The following is a 435-nucleotide window of genomic DNA, read 5'->3' as shown; positions in this document are numbered from 1 at the left end:
TTTTAAAATCAATCCAAATCTCCGCAGAAACGGTTAAATTATACCGAAAGGTGTTGGAGAGTATCTTCGATAGAGAAAGTGGTGACAAGGTCAAAGAAATGACGAAAAATCAGGTGGATATTGAGAAATTAGAACAGAGAAATCAAAACATCCAAAACATGTTGATGGATGGTAAACTTGAACCATCTGAATACCATAGAATGAAGGATATTAATGACCGTGAACTAGCCCAAATCAAACATAAGGTCGAACACCTACAAGAACATGGTAGCACCTACAAGAATTACATCAAAAAAGAGGTCCCATTGCTTGAAAACCTTGTTTCTTTCTATCAGAGGTCGAATGGAGAGACGAAAAGAAAGATACTTGGCTGCATCTTTTCAGAAAAGTTCGTACTGGAAAATAAAAAAGTTGCAGCCGTTAAGTACACGACAC

1 protein-coding gene is annotated in these 435 nt (G+C 37.0%); it reads left to right on the top strand.

Going from position 1 to position 435, the window contains the following annotated elements; all coding sequences use genetic code 11:
* On the top strand, positions 1 to 435 hold a 435-nt coding region (locus tag EWU23_RS13760; protein ID WP_166233187.1), incomplete at both ends, for a hypothetical protein.

It is taken from the genome of Aquirufa beregesia, assembly GCF_011090385.1.
Taxonomy (GTDB): domain Bacteria; phylum Bacteroidota; class Bacteroidia; order Cytophagales; family Spirosomataceae; genus Aquirufa; species Aquirufa beregesia.
This window is presented reverse-complemented; position numbering and strand designations above follow the sequence as displayed.